Raw genomic sequence first — 18,583 nt, 5'->3', positions numbered from 1 at the left:
GGTGCGGCCTTTCCTCCTGGGCCTCCTCCTGGCCCTTACCCTTCCTCCTTTTCCCTTTGGCTTTTTGGCCCCTATGGTTCTGGCCTTTCTCCTTCAAGGGGGTTTCCGCACGGGCTTCCTCCTGGGCCTTGGGTTTTGGGGTTTGCACCTCATCTGGCTTCCCCAAAGCTTCGCCCAGCTTTTCGGCCCCCTTGGGGCTTTGCCCTTCCTTCCCCTGGTGCTTTTCAAGGCTCTTTCCTTCGGCCTCCTTTTCGCCCTCACCCCCACGCCTCTGGCCCGGGTGGGGGGTTGGGTGGCGCTGGAGTGGCTCACGGAGCAAGGGGATTTGGCCTTCCCCTGGGGTTTCCTGGGCTACAGCCTGGTGGAGGCTCCCGGGCGGGTGCTGGCCGCCTGGGGTGGAGTGTACCTCCTTTCCCTTTTGGCCCTGCTCGTGGCCTGGGGCCTTAGGGAACGGCGCTACTGGATTCTTTTGCCCTGGGGGGTGCTGTGGCTTCTTCCCTTGCCTCCGGAAGCAGGGCCGGAAAGAGCCCTTCTGGTTCAGGGGAACGTCAACCCCCTGGCCAAGGTGCAAGGGGGGTTGGATCAGGAGGTCTACCTTCGTTTAACCAGGGAAGGTTTGGCTCAGTATCCGGAGGCGCGACTGGTGGTCTGGCCGGAAACGGCGGTGTGGCAGATCCCTGAGGAAGCGAAGCGCCTGCTTCAAGGCAGGTTCCTTCTCACTGGCCTGAACCTCTACGGGCCTAACCGGGCGGTTCTATACCAGGAGGGGCGGGTCCTGGGCCATTACGACAAGGTGCGCCTGGTGCCTTTCGGGGAGCGTTTTCCCTTCCGGGAGACCCTGGGAGGGGTGTACGGGTTTTTCTTCCGGGCCTTTGGCCTGGGGGAGCTGGCGGACCGGATGCCAGGGGACCGGCTGATTCCCCTCGGCCCCTATGGGGCCATGATCTGCTATGAGTCCGTCTTTCCCTCCGTGGCCCGCACCCTTGCCCGGGAAGGGGCTAGGGTGCTGGTTCTCCTCACCAACGATGCCTGGTTTGGGCCTTCCTTTGGGGGCAGACAGCACTTTGCCTTAGGGCGCTTGCGGGCGGTGGAAACGGGGCGCTGGCTCTTACGGGCGGGAAACGACGGCATCACCGCCAGCATAGACCCTTATGGCCGGGTGGTGGCGCAGATTCCCCCACACCAGGAGGGGTACCTCCTGGCTCCCTACAGCCTGAAGGAGGGCCGTACCCTTTACGTCCGCTACGGGGACTGGGCGGTGGGGGTGGCGTTGACGCTTTTCCTTTTGGGCCTTATCCTTAGGTTGCGCGCGCCGGGGTGGCGGAACCGGTAGACGCGGCAGACTCAAAATCTGCTGTCCGCAAGGACGTGCGGGTTCGAGTCCCGCCCCCGGCACCAAAAGGCCAGGCCCCAGGGGCCTGGCCAAGCCTTTGGTACAGTGCCCCCTATTTTTTCAGGGAAGGCGCCTAAGCCAGTAGCCGGTTCCCGCTCCCACCTCGAGGAGGCTTTCCCCAGGAGGGAGGAGGGCCTTCAGGGCCTTTTCCTCCTCAGCGATGGCGAAGGTCCCCAAGGAAGTTTCGTACCAGGCCTCGTAGGCCTCGGCTAAGGGGGCAAAGGGATCCTTTCCCATCCCGCTCTAGCCTAGCCGGACTACCACTCCCTCGTCCGGGCGTAGGCGGAGGGTGTTGCCCACGGCCTCCTCCCGGTCCAGGTGGGTGGAGAGGACCACCCTGCCCTCCTGGGGTAGGTCCAGGGCCTTTTCCCGGTCCGTGAAGTTTAGGGCGATGAGGAAGCCTTCCCCTCTGAAGTAGGCGTAGAGGCCGTTGGCTGCTTGATGGGTGCGGTAGCGGCCATGGAGGAGATCGGGATCCTGGCGAAGGCGGAGGAGGTGTTTCACCAGATGGAGCATGGATTTCGGGTCCTTCTCCTGGGCGGCCGCGTTTCGCACCGGCCAGTCGGGGTTTAGGGGAAGCCAGGGCTCCACGGTGGAGAAACCCGCGTAAGGAGAGGTATCCCAGGGCATGGGGGTGCGCTCGGGGTCCCGGCCTGGAGGGAGGCCGTGCTCGCCCAGGCGCCCTTTCTGCCGTAGGGCGGCGGGGTCCTGGATCCTATCCGGGGGGATTTCCCCGTTGGGCAGGGCCAGTTCGTCCCCGTAGTACCAGGTGGGGGTGCCCCGCAGGGTGAAGAGGAGCATGGCCGCCACCCGGGCCTGGGCTTCTCCTAGCCTCGAGGCCAGCCGGGGTTGGTCGTGGTTGCCCAAAACCCAGTTGGGCCAGTCCCAGGGGGTGAGGAGGCTTTCGTACTCCTCCACGATACGGGCGATGTTCTCGGGCCGCCAGTCGGTGAGGCCGCGGAAGATCAGGTGGAAGTTAAAGGGCAGGTGGCAACCCGCCTGGTAGTAGCGCACCAGCTGTGGGTAGGGAAGGTAGATCTCCCCCACCATGACCCGCTCTTGCCCAGGCTGGCTGAACTCGTCCAGAACGTAGCGCATCTCTCGCACGTAGGCGTAGGTTTCCGGCTGGTCCTCGGTGAAGAGGTGAAGGTGCCGGCCCCGGTCCCACATCCCCGGGCGCCAGTCGGGGTTGCCGGGCTCGTCCCGGAAAAGGAGGTCTTCCGCCAGGAGCCAGAGCACGTCCACCCTAAAGCCATCCACCCCCCGCCTGAGCCAGAAGCGCATGGCCTCGTAGATGGCTTCCCGCACCGCGGGGTTGCGCCAGTTGAGGTCGGGTTGCTCGGGAAGGAACTGGTGCAGGTAGTACTGGCCGGTGTGTTCATCCAGGGTCCAGGCGGGGCCTCCGAAGAAGCTCTGCCAGTTGTTGGGAGGGCCGCCATCCGGGCCTGGGTCTTTCCAGATGTACCAATCCCGCTTGGGATTGTCCCGGGAGCTTCTGGATTCCAAAAACCATGGGTGCTGGTCCGAGGTGTGGTTGGGAACCAGGTCGATGAGGACCTTGAGGCCCAGGGCGTGGGCTTCCCTTAGAAGGCGGTCAAAGTCCTCCAGGGTGCCGAAGATGGGGTCCACGTCGCAATAGTCGGCCACATCGTAGCCGAAGTCCTTCATGGGGCTTTTGTAGAAGGGGGAAAGCCAGATGGCCCCTACCCCCAGGTCCTTCAGGTAGGGAAGCCTTTGCCGGATGCCCTCCAGGTCCCCGATGCCATCCCCGTTGGAGTCCTGAAAGCTCCTCGGGTAGATCTGGTAGATGACGGTTTCCTTCCACCACATGCCCCGAGTTTACCCCTCGAGGCCGCGCTATGGAAGGGCTTCCAGTCCCTCCTCCCAAAGGCTTTAGGGCTCCACCTGGATCTCCCCTCCCTCAGCCTGGAAGCCCACTTCCTTGTGGGTTCCGTCGCAGAAGGGCTTGTTCCGGGAATGGCCGCAGCGGCAAAGGGCCAACTTGGCCCTTTCCAGGCGCCTTTCCTCCCCGTTGAGCCGGAAGGGGGTTCCCTCGGGCAGGTCCATCACGTAGGGCCCATCCTGGCGGAAGCGAAGCTTCATGGTTTCAGGATACCGGGTCGTGTAAGGATTTATGTGTAAGGGTCCGTGTTTAATAGGGGGGCACACCTTAGCACGAGGAGGTGCCCCGTGGACCAGGATACCTTGCGGATCTTGCTGAGGGAAGCGGTGCGGGAGACAGTAGCCGAGGTTCTGCAGACGGTTCTGGAGCTGGACCGGACGGCCTTCTTGCAGGTGCACGGAGGCCGCAGGAACGGCTACTACCCCCGCAAGCTGGAGACCGCCTTCGGCCAGGTGGACCTGAAGGTCCCTAGGGATCGGGAATCTCGGTATTACCCGGCTTTCCTTAAGCCCTACGTCCGCCGCCTGGTGGACGTGGGGGAAGTGGCGGTAGCCCTTTACGCCGCCGGGGTCAGTCAGCGCAAGGCGGCCGAGATACTGAGCCTGCTCTTAGGCCACCGCTACTCCCACGAGACCCTGAGCGCCCTGACGGACGAGGTCCTGGAGGCGGCAGGAGCCTTCCGCACCCGGCCTTTGCCCGAGGAGATGGCCTTCGTCTACCTGGACGGGCTTTCCCTAAAGGTCTTCAGGGAAGGAGAAGGGATCGTACGGGAAAGCGTGTATGTGGCCCTGGGCATCGCCCCTAATGGGGAGAGGCGGGTCCTGGGGTTTTGGCTGTTGCCCACGGAGAGCGCCCTGGGATGGGAGGGGGTCCTGGGGGAGCTTTGGCAGCGGGGCCTGCGGCGGGTATTGCTCTTCATCACCGACGGGCTGCCCGGGCTTCCCGAGGCGATCCGCAGGGTCTACCCTCAGGCGGAGTGGCAGCGGTGCGTGGTGCACGGGGTGCGGTGGAGCCTGTCCCAGGTGCGCTCCCGGGACCGGGCCCTGCTGGCGGAGGACCTGAGGCGGGTGTACGGGGCGGAGAGCCGGGAAGAAGCTCTTGGGGCCTTGGAGGAGGTGAAGGCCGCCTGGGGTTCGCGGTACCCGGGGGTGGTGGGGCTTTGGGTACAGGATTCGGGGGCCTTCCTGCGGTTCTACGGGTACCCCAAGGTGCTTTGGCCGTACCTGCGGAGCACCAACCTGATGGAGCGGTTTATCCGGGAGCTACGGCGGGGGACGAAGGTGCGGGACCACAAGTTTCCTAAGGAAGAGGCGGTGTACAAGCTTCTTTACCTGGAGTCGGAGAGGCAGGAAGGGAGGTGGGCAGAACGGAAACTAAAGGGGTTCTCGGAGGTGAAGGAGGTGCTGGAGAAGATGCTTCAGGAGCGGTATGCCCCCCGTACACAGACTCTTACACATAACTCTTGACACGACCGGATACCGAGGATAAAGTGGAGGTATGCTCTGCCCGCAGAATGGAAGGGTGGGCCTCGGGGTGCCCTTGAAGACGGTGAAGAACTTCCTCACGGGGAAGGCCCTGGTGCGGCTTAACCCCGCTAGCCCCCACTACCTTTGCCAGGATCCCGCCTGCCCGGTGGTCTACTACGGGGAGGAAGGCGTGTACACCCTGGGGGAGGTGCGTTTCCCCATCTACGACAAGGGAGCCTCCCTCGTCTGCTACTGCTTTGACTGGACCCGGGAGGGATTGGTGGAGGCCCTGGGGCAAGGGGTGGATCCGGTGGCCCAGGTGGAGGAGGGGGTCAGGGCCAGGCGATGCGCCTGCGACCAGCGCAACCCCAGGGGGCGTTGCTGCCTTGCTACCTTGAAGGCGGAGGTGGCCAGGCTTGCCTGAGGGCTTCCCGCAGGAATTGGAGGAGGCTTTCCAGAAGCGCCTGGCCCGGCTTGCACCCCGGGGCCCTTTGGTGCTGGCGGTCTCGGGGGGCGGGGATTCCGTGGCCCTGGCCCACCTGGTGAAGCGGGCTGGGCGGGAGGGGGTGGTGGCCCATCTGGACCACGCTCTGCGCCCGGAAAGCGGGGGGGATCTCCTCTTTGTGAAGGCCCTGGCGGAAAGGCTTGGCTATCCCTTCTACGCCGAGCGGGTGGAGGTGGCCAGGGTGGCTAGGGAACGGAGGGAGAACCTCGAGGCGGTGGCCAGGGAGATCCGCTACGCCTTTCTGCACCGGGTGGCCAGGGAGGTGAAGGCCAAGGCCATCCTCACCGCCCATACCCTGGACGACCAGGCGGAAACGGTACTTTTAAAGCTTCTCCAGGGCACGGCCCAGGGTCTGGGCATCCGGGAGAAGGAGGGGCTTGTGGTCCGCCCCCTTCTGGCCTTTCGCCGCGAGGAGTTAAGGGCGTACCTAAAGGCCCTGGGGGAAGCGTGGCGGGAGGATCCCTCCAACCAGGACCTTTCCCGGGATCGCAACTACCTGAGGCTTAAGGTGCTTCCCCTTGTGGAGGAGCGGTTCCCCGGGGCCAAGGAGGCGCTTTCCCGCTTTGCCCAGGTGCGGATGGAGGAGGAGGCCCACCTGGAGAGGAAGGCTAGGGCTCGTCTCCTGCCCGATCCCCGCTTCTTCGTGCCTGCCTACCGGGCGGCACCCCTTTTGGAGGCTCCCGGGGTCCTTAGACGGAGGGCTTTGCGCTGGATACTGGAGGCCTTGGACCTCCGGCCTGAGGCCCGGCTTATCGCCCTTTTGGAGGAGGCTTTAGGGGGCAAGGTGGCCACCCTGCCCGGCGGCTACACGGCCAGGCGCAAGGGAGGTACCCTTTTCCTCCTTCCCCCCGAGCCCCGGCTGCCCCTTCCCCCCGGGTTCCGCCGCCCCTTGCCGGGGGACTACCTGGCCATGCCCTACGGGAGAAAGCGCCTGGTGGACTTTTTGGCGGAGAAAGGGGTGCCTAAGGAGCTCAAGCCCCTTTGGCCGGTGAGGGCGGAGGGTAAGCGGGTGGTGGAGGTCTTGGGCCTTTATCCCCCTTCCGAGGAGGAGCGGTACATGGCCTTGGCCCTCGAGGAGGCCAGGCAGGCCTTCCAGGAGGGGGAGGTGCCGGTGGGGGCGGTCTTGGTGGTGGGGGAAAGGGTGTACAGGGCTCACAACCAGGTGGAGGCTACCCGGGATCCTACGGCCCATGCGGAGATGCTCCTCCTTAGGGAGGTGGGCCGGGGGGCCCGGGGAGGAAGGCTTTACGTGACCCTGGAGCCGTGTCGCATGTGCCACCATGCCCTTCGGGAGGCGGGGGTGGAGGTGGTCTACGGGGTGGAGAACCTGAAGGAAGGGGCCTTGACCCGGTTCGGCCAGGGGGAAGGCCTCAGGGGTGGCGTCCTGGAAGGGGAGTGTGCTAAGCTCCTAAAGGGTTTCTTTGCCCGGCTCAGGGAGGGGTGCCGGAGCGGTTGAACGGGCCGGTCTCGAAAACCGGTAGGCCCCCCAAGGGGTCTCGCGGGTTCGAATCCCGCCCCCTCCGCCAAAGGCGGCCTGAGGGCCGCTTTTATACCACCTGGAACCCCCACCGCCCCCCGAGGATCCCCAGCGCCTCCAGGAGGGTTTCCGCCTCCTTCCTTTCCCCGGGAAACCCGGAAAGAAGCAGGTACAAAAGGGTGGCCAGCTCCCCCAGGACCAGGAAGCCGTACCGCCTTTTTTCCTCCTCCCAAACCGCCTCCATGCGCAGGCGGGCCATGCGCCAGGGAGCGGAAAGGAAATGGCCCCGTTGCAAGCCCGCCTCGGGTTCGCAAAGCCTCGGGTCGCCTTGGGTGAGAAGCCCCCGGCAGGCAAGCGGACGCCAGGGATAGACACCGCAGAGGCCCTCTTCCAGAAAGGGGCAGGGGGTGCGGGTTAGAAAGAACTGGCTTGGGAAGTGGGGGTCGTCCTTGCCTTCCCTGAGAAGGGCAAGCCGCCTAGGGCCTTCCTTAAGGAGCCTGGAGCGCTGGGCCTCGCTGAGGTGGGGAAGAAGGGCTTCCCCTTCCAGGCGGGAAAGGGTCACCAGGCCATGGCAGCAGGCAAAGCATCCCGCGCGGCAGGAGGGGGTAATCCCCTTCTTGGCCAGGTAGTCGGCCAAGTCCGCCTCGAGGGCCAGCCAATGGGCTTCCACCGGGTTCATCGGCGCAGGCGGTAGACACCCCTTCTGGGGTCGAAGGGGCAGGCTCTCACGGCCACCTGGGGGCAGTGACGCCGGTACCGGGCCACCTCTTCCGCCAGGGCTTTGGGCAGGTGGCATCGGGGGCAACGGGCCTGGGGAGAGGCTTGCCGCAACCGGTAGGCGAGTAATAGGGCCAGGCCCGAAAGGATGAGAAGACCAAAAGCCTCCATAGGGGTTAGTGTAAGCTCTTCTTATGGCCAGTCTTGCGCCTTTCCTGCAAACCCTGGAACCCGGGGTTTCCCCGGCCGTTTCCGCCTGGATCAAGGGCCTTAAGGAAGTAGAGCTCCACCTGGACCGCTGGGCCTTCGACCTTTCCGATGAGGGTTTTTGGTGGCGGCCCAAGGAGGGGCTGAACCCCATCGGGGGCCTGGTGCGCCACATCACTGGAAGCTCCTTGCGGCTTCTTTCCTACGCCTTCCCCCAGGAGCTTCCCGACTGGGCCAAAAAGGGACGGGAGTGGGAGCTCCAGGGGGAGCCCGAGGCCAAGGAGGTGGTGGAGGCCCGTTTCCGGGAGGCTTGGGCCAGGCTCCTTTCCGCCTTCCAGAGCCTACGGGAGGAGGAACTTGGCCAGGAGGTTCCGGTGGGCACCCAGGGTCTTAAGGCTCCCAGGGCCCATATCCTCCACCACCTGGTGGAGCATGCCCAGCACCATGCGGGGCAGATCATCTACGCCCGCAAGCTCCTGGGCTGAGGACTCCTGTCCCCGGGGGATGGCTGTAAGCTGTTCCCATGGAACGCGTTGGCCTGCGCGCTTCTCCCAGGATTACCCTCGAGGCCCTCAAGGAAGCCCTTAAGGGCGTGCGCTTTCCTGAGGCCAAGGTCTATTTCATCACCGACTGGCAGGACCGCCGGCACCAGGCCCGGTACGCCCTTCTCATCCACGGGGGCAAGAAGGACCTCCTCACCCCTGACGCGTTTGGCCCCGCCTTTCAGGGAGGGGAAGAGGCGCTTTCGGAGCTGGTTAGCCTGTTGCTGGACCTTGGGGCCAGGAAGTTCTACGAGGCGGTGGTGTCCCCGGCGGAGATGACGGCCCTCTTGGAGCTACCGCCCGAGGAACTGGTGAGGCGGATCAACGCCATCGCCAACCCCACCGACCCGGGCATCTACCTGAAAAGGGCCGCCTAACCGTATAGAAGCTTAAGCCGGGCGGCTTCCCCTGCCAGCTCGGGGAGGGCTTTTAGGTCTATTCCCATGTGGAAGCCTTTGGCTTCCAGGTAGGGGAGGACCTTTTCCGTGGGCAGGTTTCCCACCAGCTCATCCCCGGCGAAGGGGCAGCCCCCTACCCCGGCCAAGGTGCCCTCCAACCAGAGGATGCCCGCCGCCAGCACCGCCTCCACCTTGGCCAAGACCCCTTCCGGGCGGGCGTGCAGGTGGGCCCCCAGGCCCTCGGGGCCAAAGCGGGCCACAGCCTCCCCTAGCACCTCCTGGATGCGGCTTGCCTCCGCCACCCCGTAGGTGTCCGCCAGGGCGATTTCCCTGACCCCAAGTTCCCGCAGCCTGGCGATGTCCTCCAGGACCCCCTCCACGCTCCAGGGGTCCCCGTAGGGGTTGCCGAAGGCCATGGAAAGGTAGACCACCAGGCCAAGCTTTCCTTTTGTGGCCTCCACCATGGCCTTTACCAGAGGCCAGGATTCCTGCCGGGTGCGATTGGTGTTCTTCCGCTGGAAGGTTTCCGAGAGGGAGAAGGGGTAGCCGATGGCCGTGAGGTTTGGGGCCTTAAGGGCCCTTTCCAAGCCCTTTTCGTTGGCCACGATGGCCAGATAGGTGCGGCCCTGGGGTGGAGGTAAGGCTCCTAACACCTCCTCGGCATCTGCCATCTGGGGCACCCACTTGGGGGAGACGAAGCTGGTGAGGTCCAGATGGCGGAAGCCAGCCTCCAGGAGCCGGTGCAAAAAAGCCACCTTCTCCTCGGTGGGGATGAAGCGGCGGAAGCCCTGCCAGGCATCCCGGGGGCATTCCACGTAGCGGATGGCGGTTTGGGCCATGGCTTCCCCTAGACTTGGAAGACTCCGGTGCGGAAAGGCTCCCGCTCGGGGTTTAAGGCACAGGCCTCGAGGGCCCGGATGAGCCACTTCCGGGTCTCGTGGGGGAGGAGGATCCCATCCACCCAAAGCCGGGCGGCGGCGTACCGGGGGTCCAGGGTTTCCTCGTAGCGGCCCTTGATGCGCTCGTAAAGCTCCTTTAGCTCCTCGTCAGAGGGTTCCTTCCCCTCCCGCCTGAGCTTTTCCACCTCCAGCTCCAAGAGGGTCTTGGCCGCCTGGGCTCCTCCCATCACCGCGTACTTGGCGCTGGGCCAGGCGAAGATGAACCTGGGGGCGTAGGCCTTGCCCGCCAGGGCGTAGTTTCCAGCTCCGAAGGAGCCTCCCAGGATCAGGGTGATCTTGGGCACCACGGAGTTGCTCACGGCATTGACCAGTTTGGCTCCCCGGCGGATGATCCCCGCCTGCTCCGACTCCTTCCCCACCATGAAGCCCGTCACGTCCTGGAGGAAGAGGAGGGGGATGTTCATCTGGTTCACCTCGAGGATGAACCGGGCGGCCTTGTCCGCCGCCTCGGCGTAGATCACCCCACCCACCTCGATCCGTCCCTTCTTCTTCAGGATCAGGCGCTGGTTGCCCACGATGCCCACGGGGAACCCCCCGATGCGGGCAAAGCCTGTGACCAGAGTCTCCCCGTATCCCCCCTTGTACTCCAGAAACTCCGAGCCATCCACCAGCCGGGCGATCACCTCCCGAAGGTCGTAGGGACGGCTGCCGTCAGGAGCGATGAGGCCGTAGAGGTCTTCGGCGGGGTAAAGGGGTTCCCTGGGTTCCTTGCGCCCTTCTGCCCAGGGGGCGAGCCTGGAGGGCGGGTACAAGGCGATGAGCTGGCGGATCCTTTCTAGGGCGGCTTCGTCGTTCGGCTCGTAGAAGTCCACGGTGCCGGAAACCTCATAGTGCATCCGGGCCCCGCCCAGCTCCTCGCTGCTGACCTCCTGGCCGATGGCCGCCTTTACCAGGGCTGGGCCCGCCAGGTAGAGGCCGCTTCCCTCGGTCATGATGAGGACATCGGTCATGACGGGGAGGTAGGCTCCCCCGGCCACGCAGTTGCCCATGATGGCGGAGATCTGGGGGATGCCCAGGGCGGACATGCGGGCGTTGAGGTAGAAGATACGGCCAAAGTCGTCCTGGTCCGGGAAGACCTCGTCCTGTAAGGGTAGGAAAACCCCGGCGGAGTCCACCAGGTACAGGGTGGGGATGCGGTTTTCCAGCGCCATCGTCTGGGCCCGGATCACCTTCTTGGCGGTGATGGGGAAGAAGGCCCCCGCCTTCACCGTGGCGTCGTTGGCGATGATCATCCAGGTTTGGCCCTGGATCTGCCCGAGGCCGGTGATGACCCCTCCGGCCGGGGCCCCGCCCCACTCCTCGTACATCCCCCACCCGGCAAAGGCCATGAGCTCGTAGAACTCCGTGCCCGGGTCTAAAAGCCTCGCAATGCGCTCCCGGGCGGTGAGGCGTCCCTTTTTGTGCTGCCGCTCCATGGCCTTGGGCCCGCCCCCTTGGCGCACCTTCTCCAGGCTTTCCCTGAAGTCCCGCACCAGGGCTACCCAGGCGTCCTTATTGGCCTTGTAGACAGGACCTTCCCGCTCCTCCGGGCGGAGCTTGCTCTCGAGGCGGCTCGTGGGCTGGCCTAGCATGGCCTTAGTATAACGTTTTTCTGCTTATCGGGGAAAAAGCGTAGCCCCCTCAGGGGGACAAGGGGTTTGGGACAGGGCCTTTTGCCGCTGGGCCTGGCGCCTGGCTTCCCGGTCCACCCGTTCGTTCTCCGGGTGGCCGTTATGCCCCCGGATCCAGTGCGGCACCACCCGGTGCCGTTTGAGTTCCGGCATAAGGGCTTCCCAGAGGTCGCGGTTTTCTATGGGCTTGCCGTCCGCTCTGCGCATCCCCCTTTTTTCCCAGGCGGGGAGCCACTCGTTTAAGGCCTTCACCAGGTACTGGCTGTCGGAGAAGAGGTGTACTTCACAGGGTTCCTTGAGCGCCCTAAGCCCTTGCAGCAGGGCGGTGAGCTCCATGCGGTTGTTGGTGGTGCAGGGCTCGCCTCCGGAAAGCATTCGTTCGTGGCTACCGTAGCGCAGAAGCGCCGCCCACCCGCCAGGGCCGGGGTTGCCCAGGCAGGCCCCATCGGTGAATAGCTCCACCTGTTTCACGACCAGGGGATGGGCCGATGGGGGAAGGCCAGGGGAGCCTTGGCCTCGCCGGGGAAGAGGATCTCCCTAAGGCGGTAGTGGTCCTCTTGGGGGTGGCGGTAGACCTCCAGGAGGTTTTCCACCAGGTTCACGATCCAGACCTCAGGGATACCAGCTTTGGCATACAGGGCGAGCTTCCTGCGGTCGTGGTCCAGGCTGGTGTCGGCCACCTCTATGAGGAGGAGAACGTCCTGGGGCTCAGGGAGGCGCTCGCTGTACTGTTCTAGGGGGGGCTTCAGCACCTGAAGGTCGGGCTCGGGCTCGGAGTCGGGGGAAAGGCGCAGGGGGGATTGCACGGCGATGACCGCCTCCTCTCCCAATAGAGCCTGGAGCCTCTTGTCCAACTGGGCTACAGCAAAGACGTGCCTAGGACCAATCGGGCTCATCTCGTAGATCTCCCCCTCGAGGAGCTCGAGGTGCTTCACCCCCTGGAAGAGGCGCTCAAACTCCTCTACCCCGAAGCGGTACCGGGTGGCCATGCCCTCATTCTAGGCCCCAGATGGCGGCGGGGGCCAGCTCCACCAGGTTTCCCGCGGGGTCGCGGGTGTAAAGGCTTTTCCCCCGGGGCCAGTCCGCCCACCAGACGGGAAAGCCCGCTTCCTCGAGCTTCTTAGCCCAAAGGGGGAGGTCCTCCTCCGCCACCTTAAAGGCCACGTGGACGCTTCCTTGGGCCCCGTGGGGAGGAAGGTTTTCCTCCTTTGCCGTGTAATGGGGGTTGAAAACCAGAAAGACCCCCTTTCCCGCCCGGAAGAAGGCGTGGCGCGGGGGCTGGTACTGGAAGCAAGGAAGGCCCAGGACCCCTTCGTAAAAGGCCCGGGCCTTCTCCAGATCCTCGGCGTAGACGGCGGTTTCCAGAACCTCCACTACTTGAGCTTAGCGATGAGGTCGGCCACGGGGATGGCCTCGAGGGTGGAGGTCCTCACGCTTCCCCTGGCCGAGAGGTGGAGCATGGCCCGGGCCACCGCCAGGGCATCCTCTGCCTCCACGATGTTCACGAAGTCATAGGGCCCCAAAACCGCGTACTGGGCCACCACCTTGACCCCGAAGTCCCGCTCCAGCTCCTGGTTCACTTCCTTGATGCGCTCGGGGTTTTTCACCAGGGTCTCAGCGCCGTCATCCGTGAGGGTGCTGAGAACGATAAAGGTGGGCATCTTGGCCTCCTTTCCCCCTCAGGATAGCCCAGGAGTTCCAGTTTGACAATCGAGCCAGTCTTCCTGAGGCATTTCCGGAGAAATACCGCTATAGACCTCCTCCAAGGAGAGGGTTCCTTGGGGGCAGGGCAAGGGTACCTCCCCTTCTGTGAAGACCTGGTAGAGGATGCCCGTGGCCTTTTTTTGATAAAGCTCTATTCGCCTTTCCCGGACATCCGCCAATACATACCCTTGCAGGGAAGGCAGGGAAAGATACCGCCAAAGCTTCTCCCGCCGGTCTATACCTTCGGTACTTGGGGAAAGGACCTCCACCACCAGGCAGGGAGCTTCCTCGTAGTAGGGGTTTTCGGGCGGGGGAGCACAAACCACCATGAGATCCGGGTAGTAGACGGTCCTTTCCCCCACCTTGAGCTTCATATCCGCCACGTAGAGGCGGCATCCCTGCCTACGGGCTAAGGGGCCCAGGAGAAGGGCCAGGTTGGTGGTTAAAAGGGCGTGAGCCCGGCTGGCCCCGGCCATGGCGTAGGGCAGGCCCTCCACCAGCTCATGCTTGGTTTCGGACCGGGCCTCCCATTCCAGATACTCTTCCAAGGAAAGGGGTTTCAGGGCCTTGGCGGGTTCGCCCATCACTCCCATTCTATGGTGGCGGGAGGCTTGGAGGTGAGGTCGTAGACCACCCGGCCGATCTCCGGCACCCTGCGGGTGATGCGCCGGGCTGCCTCGTCCAGGAAGTCCAGGGGCAGCCTGGCCCAGTCGGCGGTCATGAAGTCCTCGGTGGTCACGGCCCTTAAGGCCAGAACGTAGCCGTACTTCCGCTCGTCCCCTGCCACGCCTACGCTCCGCACGGGGGTGAGGACGGCCAGGGCCTGGGCCACCTGGGAATAAAGCCCCCACTCCCTTAGAAGGCTTATGAAGATATCGTCGGCCCGCCGGAGGATGTCCAGTTTTTCCTCCGTGACCTCCCCCAGGATGCGCACCGCCAGGCCCGGCCCCGGGAAGGGGTGGCGCAGGCGGATAGGGTCGGGAAGGCCGAGAAGCAGGGCGAGTTCCCGCACCTCATCCTTGAAGAGAAGGCGGAAGGGCTCGAGGAGCTCGAACTTCAAATCTTCAGGAATACCGCCCACGTTGTGGTGGCTTTTGATCTTGGCCGCTCCCGGTTCCCCGGCGGACTCGATCACGTCGGGGTAGAGGGTCCCCTGGGCGAGGAACCGGAAAGGGCCTGCTTCCCGGGCCACCAGGGAGAAGACCTCCACGAACTCCCGCCCGATGATCCGGCGCTTTTCCTCGGGGTCTTCCACCCCCTTGAGAGCTTTAAGGAAGCGCTCCCTGGCGTCCACCACCCGGAGGTTTACCCCGAGGGCTTTAAGGGCTCCTTCCACCTCCTCCCGTTCCCCCAGGCGCAGGAGGCCGTGGTCCACGAAGACCGCCAGGTGGTTCACCCGGGCATTGGCCAAGAGGAGGGCCAGGGTGCTGGAGTCCACCCCGCCGGAAACCGCCAGGAGCACCCGGTCCTCGCCCACCCTTTCCCGCACTTCCTTAACCAAGCTTTCCAGCACGTGCTCCGGAGTCCAGTCCCGTTTTACCCCAGCGATCTCCAGGAAGTTTTCCAGGATCTGCATCCCCTTGGGGGTATGGGCCACCTCGGGGTGGAACTGGACGGCGAAGGTCTTTCCGTCGGGGGCTTCCATGGCCGCCACGGGGTTTTCCTCGGTTTCCGCCACCACCCGCCACCCCGGGGGAAGCTCGGTTACCGCGTCCTGGTGGCTCATCCAGACCTGGACCTCGCCCTCCAAGCCTTTGAAGAGGGGGCCCTGGTAGCGGGCGAGGAGAGCCTTGCCGTATTCTGCCCGTCCCGCGCGCTCCACCTTGCCCCCAAGCTCCTGGGCGAGAAGCTGCATCCCGTAGCAGATGCCCAAGGTGGGAAGGCCGAGGGTGAACACCCGGGGGTCGGGGCGGGGGGCATCGGGGTCAAAGACGCTTCTTGGCCCCCCGGAGAGGATCAGGGCCTTGGGGTTATGCCTCAGAACCTCCTCCAGGGGGGCGTCGCCGGGGAGGATAAGGGAGAAGGCCCTTAGCTCCCGAAGCCTCCTTGCGATGAGCCGCGTGTACTGGGAGCCGAAATCCAGGACCAGGACCACGCCAAGAGTCTACTACGCCTCCAGGTGGAGCCTGAGCTGGTGCAGGAGGTCGGCGGGGCTGCGTACCGGGTACTCCAGGCGCTCCAGGAGGGCCTCGGCGGGCTGGTCCAAAAGGCGCAAGCCCTTGAGCCTGGCCAGGAGGGCCTCCTTGTCCGCGGGGAAGTCTAGGCCCTTCACCGCCTTGAGGACCAGGACGGCCCAGGGGATGCCCATCATCTCCACAAAGCGCTCCAAGAAGTAGCCCAGGACCCGGGGTTCCTCCTGCCCTTGGCGGATGGCCCGGTAGGCCGCCTTGGCGAGCCCCCCGGCCACGTGCGTCCTGAGCCTTTCCCCTTCCTCAAGCTCCTGGATCCGCTTCAAGGCCGCCTCGGGGTCGGCCCGGAGGATCTGGCGCACGGCGGCGCTGGAAAGGCCGAGCTCCTTGGCGATGGTCTCCTCCCCCTTCATCCCCTCCTGGGCGAGGACCACGGCGTAGGCGGCGGTCATGAGGCTTCCCGCCCAGGTGAGGCGCTTCTTCTCCGCCAGGGCCTTGGGCCCGCCCACCAGGTCAATCACCTTGAGGAAGACGCGGAGGACGGTGGCCTCGAGGTCCCGCTCCTCCAAGGACCTAGGGGTTAGCACCATACGCTCACCTCCCCTAGGCCTATATTAGCATGAAATTTGCCTTCCTAATGCTCACCCAAGGGCGGGCCCACCTCTAAAAGCCCCTCGGGCCGGATGTAGAGGAGGTGGGTGCGGGTGTCGTGCCCGGAGAGGCGGCAGCCGTCTATGCGGAGGAGGCGGACCAATTCCCCCAGGCCCACCCGGTAGAGCTTGGCCAGGGCGGGGCTCATCACCAGGACCTTGGCGAGGACTAAGGTGGCGTCCAGGATGTGGCTCACGGCGTAGCCGCCCGCCGCCTCGGCGGAGAGCTCCTCGTGGCCGGAGCGCTTCTGGCTCACCATGAGGGCAGTGAGGCCGAAGCGCTTGCTGAAGGCGTAGACCTGGCGCACCACCTGGCGGGCGGCGATCTCCTTGGCCTCGTAGAGGCCCGTGAGGGAGTCCACCACCAGGTGCCGGGCCCCGCTTTGGAGCCCCTCCTCGAGGGTGGCGAAGAGGGTGGGGAGGTCCTCCCGAAGCACGGCGTGGGTGGCGGCGTCCGCGATGAGGATCCGTTCCAGCACCCTCTCCTTAAGGCCCATGGCCCGGGCCCGAAGCTTCAGCCCCTGGACCAGGAGGGGGGCCGGGGCCTCGGTGGTGACGAAGAGCACCCCTTCGCCCCGCTCTGCCTGCTTTAGGGCAAACTGCTCGGCGAGGAGGCTTTTCCCCGTGTCCGACACCCCGGTCACGTGGACGGCCGCCCCCCGGGGGAAGCCTCCCAGGGGTTTGGGCTTCAGGGTCTTGGGGTCCAGGGTGAAGAAGAGCTCGTCCAGGCCCTTCACCCCCGTGGGCACCCCTTCCAGGGGCGGGGCCTTGGCGGAAAGCTCCATGGCGCTTTGTAGCCTAGGCTGGTCCATACTCCTATTTTGCCCCGGGGCTTTGGTGTAATAGGGGCATGGCCGAGGTGGAGAGCTTCAGCCTGGACCACACCAAGGTAAGGGCTCCCTACGTGCGCCTGGCGGGGAGGAAGACCCTCGCGGGGGGCGTGGTGGAGAAGTACGACCTGAGGCTCGCCCAACCCAACCGGGAAGCCCTGCCCACGGGGGCCCTGCATACCCTGGAACACCTCCTGGCAGGCTACCTGCGGGACCACCTGGAAGGGGTTATTGACCTCTCCCCCATGGGCTGCCGCACGGGGTTTTACCTGGTGGTGGAAGGCCCCGTGGGGGAGGAAAAGGTCCTCGAGGCCTTCGCCAAGTCCTTGAAGGACGTCCTCGCTCACGAGGGGGAGGTCCCCGGGGCAAGCTTCAAGGAGTGCGGCAACTACCGGGACCACGACCTCCCTGGGGCCAAGGGCTGGGCGGAGCGGGTCCTGCGCCAAGGGCTTAGGGTGCAGGCCACGGTGCCCCTGGAGGGGGCTTGACCGCCTTCTTCGCCGCCGAGCCCGAGGAGGCCGAAGCCCTGCGCCAGGCCCTGGGGGCAGGGGAGCCCCTCGAGGCCCCCTTTCCCCTCCACCAGGCCCCCGGGGTGCTGGTGGCGGAAACCGGGGTGGGCAAGGTGGCGGCGGCCTTGACCGTGGCCCATGTCCTCACCCGCTTTGCTCCCAGGGAAAGCTTTTTCCTGGGGGTGGCGGGGGGCCTGGACCCCTCCCTTCGCGCCCTGGACCTCCTTTTGGCCGAGAAGGCGGTGCAGTGGGATGTGGACCTGACCCCCTTTGGTCGGGAGCCAGGAGAGACGGCCTTTGGGGTGCGCTTTTTCCCCTCGGACCCTGGCCTTCTGGCCCGGGCTGAGGTGGCGGCTTCCGCCTTAGGCTTTCCCGCCCGGCGGGGGGTGGTGGCCACGGGGGACCGGTTTCTGGCGGATAGGGAGGAGGCAAGGAGGCTGGCCCGGCTCCACGGGGCCCAGGCGGTGGAGATGGAAGGGGCCGCGGCCCTCATGGTGGCCTGGCGCTTCCGGCATCCCATGGCCTTGATCCGTGCAGTGACCGATGGGGCGGGGGAGGAGGCGGCCAGGGACTTCCAGGCCTTTTTGCAGGCGGCCTCGAGGCGGCTTGGCTTCCTGGCCCAGGCTCTTTTGGCATACTGAAAAGGGGGGGGTCCATGGAAATCAAACTCTTCACGGGGAGCGCCCACCCCGATCTGGCCCGGCGGGTGGCGGAAGCCCTGGGGGTTCCCTTGGGAAAGGCGGTGGTGGACCGCTTCCCCGACGGGGAGGTGAGGGTGCGCCTTTTGGAAAGCGTGCGCGGGGATGATGTGTACCTCATCCAGCCCACCAGTCCCCCGGTGAACGACCACCTGATGGAGCTCCTCCTGCTGGCGGATGCCGCCCGCCGGAGCTCTGCGGGCCGCATCAACGCCGTCATCCCCTATTTCGGCTACGCCCGTCAGGATAAGCAGACCCAGGGCCGCGAGCCCGTGAGCGCCAAGCTGGTGGCCAATCTCCTGGAAACCGTGGGGGTGCACCGGGTGATCGCCATCGACCTCCACGCTCCCCAGATCCAGGGGTTTTTTGATATCCCCGTGGACCACCTCTCGGCGGTGCGCCTCTTTGCCCGCTACCTCCAGGAAAGGGGGTATACGGAGAACGGCGTGGTGGTTTCCCCGGATGCGGGCCGGGCAGAGGAGGCCAGGCGGCTTTCCGAAAGGCTGGGCCTGCCCTTTGCCATGCTGGCCAAGCGCCGCCATGGACCGAAGGAGACCTCCGTCACCTACGTGATCGGGGAGGTGGCGGGGAAGAGACCCTTGATCATCGATGACATCGTTTCCACGGGGGGAACCATAAGGCGAGGGGTGGAGGCCCTCCTGCTGGCTGGGGCTTTGCCGGAAATGGTGGTCATGGCCACCCATCCGGTCCTGGTAGGGGAGGCTCGGGAAAACCTTTCCCATCCCGCCATCCGTGAGGTGATCTTCACCGATACCATCCCCTTGAGGGATGGGGGGTACACGGTGCTTTCCACCGCTGAGCTTCTGGCCCAGGCCATCCGGCACGTCCACACCAACCAGTCGGTGAGCGCGTTGATCTGAGGTGG

At 65.3% G+C, this 18,583-nt stretch carries 23 protein-coding genes, 2 tRNA genes and 1 pseudogene; 11 read left to right on the top strand and 15 right to left on the bottom strand.

Going from position 1 to position 18,583, the window contains the following annotated elements:
- Window position 1 precedes the first annotated feature (1 nt).
- Together lnt and MI302_RS09075 are read left to right on the top strand one after the other, a co-directional pair.
- Window positions 2-1,333, top strand: a complete 1,332-nt coding sequence (gene lnt, locus MI302_RS09080) for an apolipoprotein N-acyltransferase (RefSeq protein ID WP_239725575.1) — start codon at window positions 2-4, stop codon at window positions 1,331-1,333.
- Window positions 1,312-1,398 (top strand) — tRNA-Leu (locus tag MI302_RS09075). The genes lnt and MI302_RS09075 overlap by 22 nt, the downstream gene beginning before the upstream one ends.
- A 61-nt stretch (window positions 1,399-1,459) precedes the next feature.
- Here MI302_RS09075 and MI302_RS09070 read toward each other — a convergent pair.
- The 3 genes and pseudogenes from MI302_RS09070 to MI302_RS09060 form a co-directional block, all read right to left on the bottom strand.
- Window positions 1,460-1,630 (bottom strand): annotated as a pseudogene (locus MI302_RS09070) (methyltransferase); the annotation flags it as partial.
- 6 nt (window positions 1,631-1,636) lie between these two features.
- Window positions 1,637-3,223 (bottom strand): alpha-amylase family glycosyl hydrolase, encoded by a 1,587-nt coding sequence (locus MI302_RS09065; RefSeq protein WP_015717827.1) that lies wholly within the window; start codon window positions 3,221-3,223, stop codon window positions 1,637-1,639.
- A gap of 63 nt (window positions 3,224-3,286) precedes the next feature.
- Window positions 3,287-3,496 (bottom strand): CDGSH iron-sulfur domain-containing protein, encoded by a 210-nt coding sequence (locus MI302_RS09060; protein WP_015717826.1) that lies wholly within the window; start codon window positions 3,494-3,496, stop codon window positions 3,287-3,289.
- 45 nt (window positions 3,497-3,541) lie between these two features.
- On the opposite strand from MI302_RS09060, the gene MI302_RS09055 reads away from it, so the two are divergent.
- The 4 genes from MI302_RS09055 to MI302_RS09040 all read left to right on the top strand — a co-directional run bounded on the left by MI302_RS09055 (window position 3,542) and on the right by MI302_RS09040 (window position 6,793).
- The gene (locus tag MI302_RS09055) at window positions 3,542-4,762 is read left to right on the top strand and encodes an IS256-like element ISTth4 family transposase (RefSeq protein ID WP_239725337.1); all 1,221 of its coding nucleotides are present in this window, start codon (window positions 3,542-3,544) and stop codon (window positions 4,760-4,762) included.
- 31 nt (window positions 4,763-4,793) lie between these two features.
- Window positions 4,794-5,186 (top strand): hypothetical protein, encoded by a 393-nt coding sequence (locus tag MI302_RS09050; RefSeq protein WP_239725573.1) that lies wholly within the window; start codon window positions 4,794-4,796, stop codon window positions 5,184-5,186.
- Entirely contained in the window at window positions 5,179-6,723 is a 1,545-nt protein-coding gene (tilS, locus tag MI302_RS09045; RefSeq protein ID WP_370687334.1) for a tRNA lysidine(34) synthetase TilS, read from the top strand. The genes MI302_RS09050 and tilS overlap by 8 nt, the downstream gene beginning before the upstream one ends.
- A tRNA-Ser gene (locus tag MI302_RS09040) sits at window positions 6,702-6,793 on the top strand. Before tilS ends, MI302_RS09040 begins: the two co-directional genes overlap by 22 nt.
- Before the next feature lie 21 nt (window positions 6,794-6,814).
- Here the strand turns inward: MI302_RS09040 and MI302_RS09035 are convergent.
- Window positions 6,815-7,423 (bottom strand): YkgJ family cysteine cluster protein, encoded by a 609-nt coding sequence (locus tag MI302_RS09035; protein ID WP_015717823.1) that lies wholly within the window; start codon window positions 7,421-7,423, stop codon window positions 6,815-6,817.
- Window positions 7,420-7,632 (bottom strand): hypothetical protein, encoded by a 213-nt coding sequence (locus MI302_RS09030; protein WP_015717822.1) that lies wholly within the window; start codon window positions 7,630-7,632, stop codon window positions 7,420-7,422. Before MI302_RS09030 ends, MI302_RS09035 begins: the two co-directional genes overlap by 4 nt.
- A 23-nt stretch (window positions 7,633-7,655) precedes the next feature.
- Between MI302_RS09030 and MI302_RS09025 the strand changes: the two genes are divergently transcribed.
- The gene (locus tag MI302_RS09025) at window positions 7,656-8,153 is read left to right on the top strand and encodes a DinB family protein (RefSeq protein ID WP_156101100.1); all 498 of its coding nucleotides are present in this window, start codon (window positions 7,656-7,658) and stop codon (window positions 8,151-8,153) included.
- Between the two features lie 38 nt (window positions 8,154-8,191).
- On the top strand, window positions 8,192-8,587 hold the full coding sequence (locus MI302_RS09020) for a DUF3197 domain-containing protein (RefSeq protein WP_019550287.1): 396 nt from the start codon (window positions 8,192-8,194) through the stop codon (window positions 8,585-8,587).
- Here the strand turns inward: MI302_RS09020 and MI302_RS09015 are convergent.
- From MI302_RS09015 to MI302_RS08970, 10 genes are read right to left on the bottom strand one after another with little or no spacing between them, the layout of a single operon-like run.
- Window positions 8,584-9,447, bottom strand: coding sequence for a hydroxymethylglutaryl-CoA lyase (locus MI302_RS09015; RefSeq protein WP_239725572.1), 864 nt, complete (start codon window positions 9,445-9,447; stop codon window positions 8,584-8,586). The genes MI302_RS09020 and MI302_RS09015 overlap by 4 nt on opposite strands.
- An 8-nt stretch (window positions 9,448-9,455) precedes the next feature.
- Window positions 9,456-11,138, bottom strand: coding sequence for an acyl-CoA carboxylase subunit beta (locus MI302_RS09010; protein WP_239725571.1), 1,683 nt, complete (start codon window positions 11,136-11,138; stop codon window positions 9,456-9,458).
- 24 nt (window positions 11,139-11,162) lie between these two features.
- Window positions 11,163-11,648: a ribonuclease HI gene (gene rnhA, locus MI302_RS09005; protein ID WP_015717817.1), complete on the bottom strand. Its 486-nt coding sequence runs from the start codon at window positions 11,646-11,648 to the stop codon at window positions 11,163-11,165.
- Window positions 11,645-12,166: a Uma2 family endonuclease gene (locus MI302_RS09000; protein WP_015717816.1), complete on the bottom strand. Its 522-nt coding sequence runs from the start codon at window positions 12,164-12,166 to the stop codon at window positions 11,645-11,647. The genes rnhA and MI302_RS09000 overlap by 4 nt, the downstream gene beginning before the upstream one ends.
- Window positions 12,167-12,170: 4 nt before the next feature.
- Window positions 12,171-12,551 carry a VOC family protein gene (locus tag MI302_RS08995; RefSeq protein WP_019550283.1) on the bottom strand — a complete coding sequence of 127 codons (381 nt, stop codon included), beginning with the start codon at window positions 12,549-12,551 and terminating at the stop codon, window positions 12,171-12,173.
- Window positions 12,551-12,838 carry a glutamine synthetase/cystathionine beta-lyase binding protein gene (locus MI302_RS08990; protein ID WP_019550282.1) on the bottom strand — a complete coding sequence of 96 codons (288 nt, stop codon included), beginning with the start codon at window positions 12,836-12,838 and terminating at the stop codon, window positions 12,551-12,553. The genes MI302_RS08995 and MI302_RS08990 overlap by 1 nt, the downstream gene beginning before the upstream one ends.
- 18 nt (window positions 12,839-12,856) lie before the next feature.
- Window positions 12,857-13,465, bottom strand: a complete 609-nt coding sequence (locus MI302_RS08985; RefSeq protein WP_239725570.1) for a Uma2 family endonuclease — start codon at window positions 13,463-13,465, stop codon at window positions 12,857-12,859.
- A complete protein-coding gene (guaA, locus tag MI302_RS08980) occupies window positions 13,465-14,976 on the bottom strand; it encodes a glutamine-hydrolyzing GMP synthase (protein WP_239725569.1) in 1,512 nt (503 codons plus the stop codon). The genes MI302_RS08985 and guaA overlap by 1 nt, the downstream gene beginning before the upstream one ends.
- A gap of 12 nt (window positions 14,977-14,988) precedes the next feature.
- Complete coding sequence (locus MI302_RS08975; RefSeq protein ID WP_239725568.1) at window positions 14,989-15,600, bottom strand: KaiC associated regulatory domain protein; 612 nt, start codon at window positions 15,598-15,600, stop codon at window positions 14,989-14,991.
- A gap of 44 nt (window positions 15,601-15,644) precedes the next feature.
- Window positions 15,645-16,472: a KaiC domain-containing protein gene (locus MI302_RS08970; protein WP_093006904.1), complete on the bottom strand. Its 828-nt coding sequence runs from the start codon at window positions 16,470-16,472 to the stop codon at window positions 15,645-15,647.
- Window positions 16,473-16,510: 38 nt separating this feature from the next.
- Here MI302_RS08970 and MI302_RS08965 point away from each other — a divergent pair, with 38 nt between their 5' ends.
- The 3 genes from MI302_RS08965 to MI302_RS08955 are packed head-to-tail and all read left to right on the top strand — an operon-like array spanning window position 16,511 to window position 18,578.
- Complete coding sequence (locus MI302_RS08965; RefSeq protein ID WP_239725567.1) at window positions 16,511-16,978, top strand: S-ribosylhomocysteine lyase; 468 nt, start codon at window positions 16,511-16,513, stop codon at window positions 16,976-16,978.
- On the top strand, window positions 16,975-17,640 hold the full coding sequence (mtnN, locus tag MI302_RS08960) for a 5'-methylthioadenosine/S-adenosylhomocysteine nucleosidase (RefSeq protein ID WP_239725566.1): 666 nt from the start codon (window positions 16,975-16,977) through the stop codon (window positions 17,638-17,640). The genes MI302_RS08965 and mtnN overlap by 4 nt, the downstream gene beginning before the upstream one ends.
- Window positions 17,641-17,654: 14 nt before the next feature.
- Window positions 17,655-18,578 carry a ribose-phosphate pyrophosphokinase gene (locus tag MI302_RS08955; protein ID WP_126170484.1) on the top strand — a complete coding sequence of 308 codons (924 nt, stop codon included), beginning with the start codon at window positions 17,655-17,657 and terminating at the stop codon, window positions 18,576-18,578.
- The last annotated feature ends 5 nt before the right edge of the window (window positions 18,579-18,583 follow it).

Source organism: Thermus sp. NEB1569, from assembly GCF_022385295.1.
Classification (GTDB): domain Bacteria; phylum Deinococcota; class Deinococci; order Deinococcales; family Thermaceae; genus Thermus; species Thermus scotoductus.
The sequence above is the reverse complement of the archived record's forward strand: the minus strand, read 5'-3'. Positions and strand labels throughout refer to the sequence as shown.